This window comes from Stenotrophomonas sp. HMWF003 (genome assembly GCF_003061285.1).
Taxonomy (GTDB): Bacteria; Pseudomonadota; Gammaproteobacteria; order Xanthomonadales; family Xanthomonadaceae; genus Stenotrophomonas; species Stenotrophomonas maltophilia_AP.
On sequence record NZ_QAIW01000352.1, the window covers coordinates 4,117 to 10,349 of the forward strand.

Genomic DNA, 6,233 nt, shown 5'->3' on the forward strand with positions numbered 1-6,233 from the left:
TGCTGATCGCCGACCTGCACCTGGGCAAGGCCGACGTGTTCCGGCGGGCGGGCATCGGCCTGCCCAGCGGCGGCACCGGCGACGACCTGGAACGCCTGTCGACGCTGCTCCGGCAGCACGCCGTGGATACGTTGTGGATTCTCGGCGACGTACTGCATGGCGCAGCGCATCGGGCCGCGTGGTACCGGCAGTGGCAAGGTTGGCGCGAGCAGCACGCCACGTTGGAGATCGGCGCCTTGGCCGGCAATCACGACCGCGCGTTGCCCAAGGCCGATCTCGGCCTCACGCTGTTGGGTGAACAGCTGCAGGTCGGGCCATTTCTACTGCGCCACGATCCGCACCCGCACCCGTCGCTGCATGTGCTGTGTGGGCATGTGCATCCGCTGGCCCGTCTACCCGGCATGCAGCGACGCTGGCCAGCGTTCTGGCTGCGTGAGCGGCTGACGGTGCTGCCGGCCTACTCGCGGTTTACCGCCGGCATCGCGCCGGTGCTTGCCAGCGGCGAACGGCTGGTGGCCTGTGTGGAAGATGAGGCCATTGCATTGCCGGCGCGCTGAGGCACCGGCATCAGGCAACACGCGTTACGCGGCGGCCAGCACCTGCGGCATCAACTGGATCTCCGACCGCGGTGGATCCGGTCGAACCGGCCGCCGTTGAATGTCGGTCAGCATCGCGTGTGCGGCATCGCGGATGCGGCGGTGGTGCTCGGGTGCGGTATGCGTGATCAGGCTGGTGACATGGAACTCGAAAATGTCGTGCATCACGTCGGGCTGATCCTCATGCAGCATCTGCAGCAGTCCGCGCAATTTGCAGATCTCAGCATCCAGGATTTCGGCCGGGAACAGCATGTCCATCTCCTTCAGGTAGCGATTGGCAGGTGCACGGGTGTGCGGGGCCAACCGGGTACTTGTGACAGGTCAGGGGTGAGTTCATCGTCCACTCCAGGTTAAGTGTGTCTTCACTCGCCTGGAGATGCCCGCCACGCATGGTTATCAGCAGATGACGCCTGGGCAGCATGGGCGCTCATCGCCGTGATGAACCCGGGCGTCAGCGCCAGTTTCCCGATCCAGCCGCGCTGTGTGCCGCTGAGCACGCGCAGCATGTGGCCGTGGCCACCGGGCATGCGCCCCATCGGCTTGAACAGCACGTCACGCGCACGCGCCAGGCTGTCGCGCTCGGATTGAAACAGCGGCGTCAGCCAGCGGCTCCAGAAATGGTAGATGGCCACGTGTGCGCGACGCTGCGCCGCATACGCCTGCAATGCGGCGTCGCGGTCGGTATGCGCACGCAATGCATCGCGCAGCGCGAGTGCGTCCATCAGCGCCATGTTCACGCCCTGCCCCAGCTGCGGGCTCATCGCGTGTGCCGCATCGCCGGCAAGCACCAGGCGCTCGCGGCTCCAGCGCGTCATCACCGCATCGCGATAGCCAGCACGCGCCAGCTGCGCACTGTCGCGCACACCGTCCAGGCGCGCGTGCGCCTCGGGCCACAGCGCGGCGATCTCATCGAGCCAGCGCTGCAGGCCGTCGCGTTCCCATTGCGCGAACTGCTCGCGCGGCAGGCTCCAGAAGAAGCTCAACCGCGGCTCCGCATCGCCCGGGCGCGTGCCCACCGGCAGCAATCCGATCATCTTGCGCGCGGCCACGTAGCGCTGGCGCAGCTCATCGGGGTAAGCCCAGTCGCCGCGCGGGAGCAGGCACCACAGCGCGCCCCACGGATACTCACGATCCAGTTGCGTGGCCTGCACCTGGGTGCGCAAGGTCGAGGCGGCACCGTCGGCGGCGATCACCAGATCGTAGGGCCCATGCCACTGGCCGCGTGCATCACGCACGCGCCCCTGCACGGCGTCCACCTCCACGATGCAGGTATCGGCCTGCAGATTGCCGGGGTGCGCCCACGCCTGCGCAAGCAGGGTGAACAGTGCGCCGCGCTGCATGCCGATGCCGTGCAGGCGCGCATCCAGCCCCGCGTAGCCCATCTCCATCACGGTGCGTCCGCAGGGCGTGTCGCCATACAACCGGCGTACCGCTGCGCCATGTGCGAGCACCTCCGGCAGCAGGTCCATCTGCCACAACACATCCAGTCCACTGGGCTGCAGCAGGAAGCCGGCGCCCACCGGACCCGGCGCAGCGGCACGCTCAAAGACGTGCACGTCGTGATGGTCGCGTGAAAGAAGAACGGCCAGTGCCTGGCCGGCGGTGCCGTAGCCGACGATGGCGATGGTGCGTCGTTGCGGGTGCATGCATGTCCTTATAGCGTGATGTGCATCACGCGGTGCGCGGAACGCCGACCTTCGATCCAGGCGACGCAGCATCGGCAAACCGGGTGACACCCAAAAAAAACCCCGCCGAAGCGGGGTTTTCAATGCGCAGCGTGAGCGTTACTCAGCCGGCACGATGTTCGAGGCTTGGGCGCCCTTCGGGCCCTGGGTCACGTCATACGTGACACGCTGGCCTTCCTGCAGACTGCGGAAGCCCTTGGAGTTGATCGCGGAGAAGTGCGCGAAGACGTCGGCGCTGCCGTCCTCCGGCGAGATAAAGCCAAATCCCTTGGCGTCGTTGAACCACTTGACGGTACCGTTCGGCATGGTGATGCGAGACCTTCTTCAATGAATGGGTGGTGTACGCTCAACCAGCGCACTGGCGGAGTATGCAAAGCTTGCTCCGCAATGACAATCACCCCCGCGCCAATTCACCGATCAGCTCGGGCAAACCGGCCGATGCAGCGTCCACGTTGGCCAGTACTTCGGCCATCGTGATTTCGTCGCCATCGCCACAGCCGGCGGCCCAGTTGGCCACGATCGCCAGGCAGGCGTAGTCCAGCCCCAGCTCGCGTGCAAGGCTCGCCTCGGGCATGCCGGTCATGCCGACCAGGTCGCAGCCATCACGGCGCATCCGCGCGATTTCCGCGTTGGTTTCCAGCCGCGGGCCCTGCGTGGCGCCGTAGCAGCCGCCGTCGTGCAGGCGCACGCCGGTGACCTTGGCCGCGGCCAGCACCTTGCTGCGCAGCAGCGGGGTGTAGGGGTGGCCGAAGTCCACGTGCAGCACCTCGCTGCCGGGTTCTTCACTCAGGGTGGAAATACGGCCCCAGGTGTAGTCGATCAGCTGGTCCGGGCAGGCCAGCACGCGCGGGCCGCAGTGTTCGGTAATGCCGCCGACCGTATTGAGCGCCAGCACGCGCGTCGCGCCGATCTGCTGCAATGCGGCAAGGTTTGCGCGGTAGTTGATCTTGTGCGGGGGCAGCGAATGCCCTTCGCCGTGCCGTGCCAGGAAGGCCACGCGCTGGCCCAGCAGCGTGCCGACCCGGATCGGGCCGGACGGCGTGCCGTAGCGCGTGTCCACCTGGTGGCTGCTGACGTCGTCGAGCTGGGCCAGTTTGTAGACGCCGGTGCCGCCAATGACGGCCAGTGCGATGTGTTCCATCATTCCTTCATCGCGTAGATGGCCGGCACGCAGCGCAGCGTTTCATTGACGTCCATCCCGAAGCCAAATACATAACGGTCGGGCAGATCGATACCGGCGTAGTCGGCCTTGACGTCCGGCAGCGCGCGGTCGTGCTGCTTGACCGTCAGCGCGGCGATGCGCACGTCGGTGGCGCCCTGCTCCAGGCACCAGGTGCGCACGCCCTGCAGGGTGAAGCCTTCATCGAGGATGTCGTCGACCAGCAGCACGCGGCGGCCGAACAGCGCGGTGGCCGGCTTGTGCTTCCACACCAGCTCGCCGCCGGTGGTTTCACCGCGGTAGCGGGTGGCATGCAGGTAATCGAACTGCACGTCCTGGCCGCGTGCGCCCAGTTCCAGCGCGAGCTGGCCGGCGAACGGCAGCGCGCCGTGCATGATCGACAGGAACAACGGCACTTCGCCCTTGTAATCGCGCGCGATGGCGTCGGCGATGGCGGCGATGGCCGTGTCGATGGTGGGACGGTCGACCAGCAGGTCGGCCTGGGCCAGGGCCTGGGAAATGGTGAGGTTGGGCATCAGACGGTTCTTCCAAGGGTGTCAAGCAAACGGGATTGGGTAGTGCCATGGCGGGCATCGGCCAGCAGGCCGTCCCAGCCAAGCGCGCCGCGGCCGATCAGGCCGAGCAGCGCAGAGGTATTGAGGGTGCGCGGTTCCACCGCACGCAGTGATTCGTCGACCAGCTCGGGGTGGCAGACCAGCACCACGTCGCAGCCGGCATCCAGGTGCGCATCCACGCGCGCCTTGACCCCGCCGGCCGAGAACGACGCGGCCATGCCGATGTCGTCGGAGAACACCACGCCGCGGAACCCCATTTCCTGGCGCAGGATCTGCTGGATCCAGCGCGGCGAGTAACCGGCCGGCTCGGGCGCCACCTGCGGATAGACCACGTGGGCCATCATCACCGCATCGGCACCGGCGTCGATGCCGGCGGCGAAGGGAATCAGGTCCAGCGCGCGCAGTTCGTCCAGAGAGCGCGGATCGGAGGCGTCGTTGAAATGGGTGTCTTCAAGCACCGTGCCGTGGCCGGGGAAGTGCTTGAGCGTGGCAGCCATGCCCACGCTGTGCATGCCGCGCACGTAGGCGGCGGTGAACGCCGCCACGATCTGCGGGTCGGCGCTAAAGGCGCGATCACCGATGGCCAGGTTGCCCCGGCCCAGATCCACCACCGGGGCAAAGCTCAGGTCCACGCCACTGGCGCGCACTTCGCTGGCCATCAGCCAGGCATGTTGTTCGGCCAGTGCCAGCGCTGCCTGCGGGTCCTGCCGGTACAGGGCATCGAAGCCCTGCAGCGGCGGGAGCGCGCTGTAGCCCTCGCGGAAGCGCTGGACGCGACCGCCCTCCTGGTCCACGCAGATCAGCTGCGGGCGCGGCGCGGCGGCGCGGATCGCCGCCGACAGCTCGGCCACCTGTTCGCGCGAGGCGAAGTTGCGCTTGAACAGGATGACCCCGGCCACGGCATCGTGCTGCAGCCAGTCGCGTTCCTGGGCGGTGAGTTCGGTCCCGGCAACGCCGATCACGAGCATGGTCGATCTCCAATACGGGGCGCCATGATGGCGCACCGCCGCATTGTCGCAGAAGCCGCGTGTACTGGGCCACGACCGGCGCCGTGGGCGGCCTTGTTACGGGCAGCCGTCCACGTCGCACTGGCCGCCCTGTGCCGCGGCGGGGGTGTCGGGCATGTCGGCGGCGATCTGGCGCAGGGCCTGGGCGAAGGCCTCCGGCGGCTGGGCGCCCTGGATGGCATAGCGGTCATTGACCACGAAGGTCGGCACCGACTGGATGCCCAGCGCCTGGGCCTGGGCCAGCTGGGCCTGGATCTCCTGCAGCCCCTCCTCGCCGGCCAGCAGCGCGCTGACCCGCTCGGCGGGAATGCCACCGGCGGCGGCCGCGGCGATCAGGGTCTGGGTATCGGCCAGGTTGCGGCCCTCGACGAAATGGGCGCGGAACAGCGCCTCGCCCACGGCGTCCTGCACGCCTTCACGCCCGGCCAGCCACAGCAGCCGGTGCGCCGGCAGGGTGGTGACCCGTACCTGCCCCTGGTCGAAGTCCATCGGCAGGCCCTCGGCGCGCGCGGTGGTCTGGGTCTGGGACAGGATCTGCGCGGTGCGCTCGGCGCTGCCGAACTTGGCCACGTACGCCTCGCGCAGCGGCACCGGGGTGGTGCCGGCGTCGGAGTCGAGCTGGAAGGGATGCCAGTGCACCTCGATCTCGGGCGCGTCATCGCCCAGCAGGGCCACGCCCTGCTGGAAACGATGCTTGCCGATCCAGCACCAGGGGCACACCACGTCGGACCAGATATCGATTTTCATGAGCCATGCCTATGGGCCGCGGGCGGCCAAAACAAGGGGCCCTGGCGCATCTGCGTGGCAAGCCTGCGTACCACCCACCGTTTCCACCCACGGTGGATACCTACGGGCCCCGTTCAGCGGCCGACCAGCGCGCGTAGGGATGCGCGGCCAGGGCCAGGTTGTAGTACCGCACCTGGTCGGTCACTTCGGTACCGGCCCAGTCGGGCAGTTCGATGGCCTGGTCGGCGTGCTCCAGCTCCACCTCGGCCACCACCAGCCCGGCGTTGTCGCCCAAGAACTCGTCCACCTCCCAGACCAGCCCGGCATGGCGCACCAGGTGCCGGCGCTTGTCGATCAGGCCGCCGACGCACAGGGCCAGCAGCGCACGCGCGTCGTCGACCGGGATCGGGTAGTCGAACTCCTGCCGGGTGTGGCCGATCTCGCGTGATTTGAAGTTGAGGAAGGCCTGCTCGCCCTGGATGCGC

At 68.1% G+C, this 6,233-nt stretch carries 9 protein-coding genes; 1 reads left to right on the forward strand and 8 read right to left on the reverse strand.

Features of this window, described 5'->3' with window-relative positions:
• Positions 1–557, forward strand: a 557-nt coding sequence (gene pdeM / locus DBR34_RS14185; RefSeq protein WP_128097276.1) for a ligase-associated DNA damage response endonuclease PdeM, incomplete at its 5' end; no start/stop codon positions are given.
• A gap of 24 nt (positions 558–581) precedes the next feature.
• Here pdeM and DBR34_RS14190 read toward each other — a convergent pair.
• The 8 genes from DBR34_RS14190 to DBR34_RS14225 form a co-directional block, all read right to left on the reverse strand.
• Complete coding sequence (locus DBR34_RS14190) at positions 582–848, reverse strand: hypothetical protein (RefSeq protein ID WP_038691935.1); 267 nt, start codon at positions 846–848, stop codon at positions 582–584.
• A gap of 110 nt (positions 849–958) precedes the next feature.
• The gene (locus DBR34_RS14195; protein WP_128097270.1) at positions 959–2,242 is read right to left on the reverse strand and encodes an NAD(P)/FAD-dependent oxidoreductase; all 1,284 of its coding nucleotides are present in this window, start codon (positions 2,240–2,242) and stop codon (positions 959–961) included.
• Positions 2,243–2,380: 138 nt separating this feature from the next.
• Positions 2,381–2,587 (reverse strand): cold-shock protein, encoded by a 207-nt coding sequence (locus DBR34_RS14200; protein WP_128097271.1) that lies wholly within the window; start codon positions 2,585–2,587, stop codon positions 2,381–2,383.
• Positions 2,588–2,675: 88 nt separating this feature from the next.
• Complete coding sequence (locus DBR34_RS14205; RefSeq protein ID WP_128097272.1) at positions 2,676–3,422, reverse strand: S-methyl-5'-thioinosine phosphorylase; 747 nt, start codon at positions 3,420–3,422, stop codon at positions 2,676–2,678.
• A complete protein-coding gene (locus tag DBR34_RS14210; RefSeq protein ID WP_128097273.1) occupies positions 3,422–3,976 on the reverse strand; it encodes a hypoxanthine-guanine phosphoribosyltransferase in 555 nt (184 codons plus the stop codon). The genes DBR34_RS14205 and DBR34_RS14210 overlap by 1 nt, the downstream gene beginning before the upstream one ends.
• Complete coding sequence (gene nagZ, locus DBR34_RS14215; RefSeq protein ID WP_128097274.1) at positions 3,976–4,983, reverse strand: beta-N-acetylhexosaminidase; 1,008 nt, start codon at positions 4,981–4,983, stop codon at positions 3,976–3,978. The genes DBR34_RS14210 and nagZ overlap by 1 nt, the downstream gene beginning before the upstream one ends.
• A gap of 96 nt (positions 4,984–5,079) precedes the next feature.
• A complete protein-coding gene (locus DBR34_RS14220; protein ID WP_128097275.1) occupies positions 5,080–5,769 on the reverse strand; it encodes a DsbA family oxidoreductase in 690 nt (229 codons plus the stop codon).
• Positions 5,770–5,869: 100 nt separating this feature from the next.
• Positions 5,870–6,233: CYTH domain-containing protein (locus DBR34_RS14225; RefSeq protein ID WP_146186848.1), on the reverse strand; the 364-nt coding region annotated here is incomplete at its 5' end.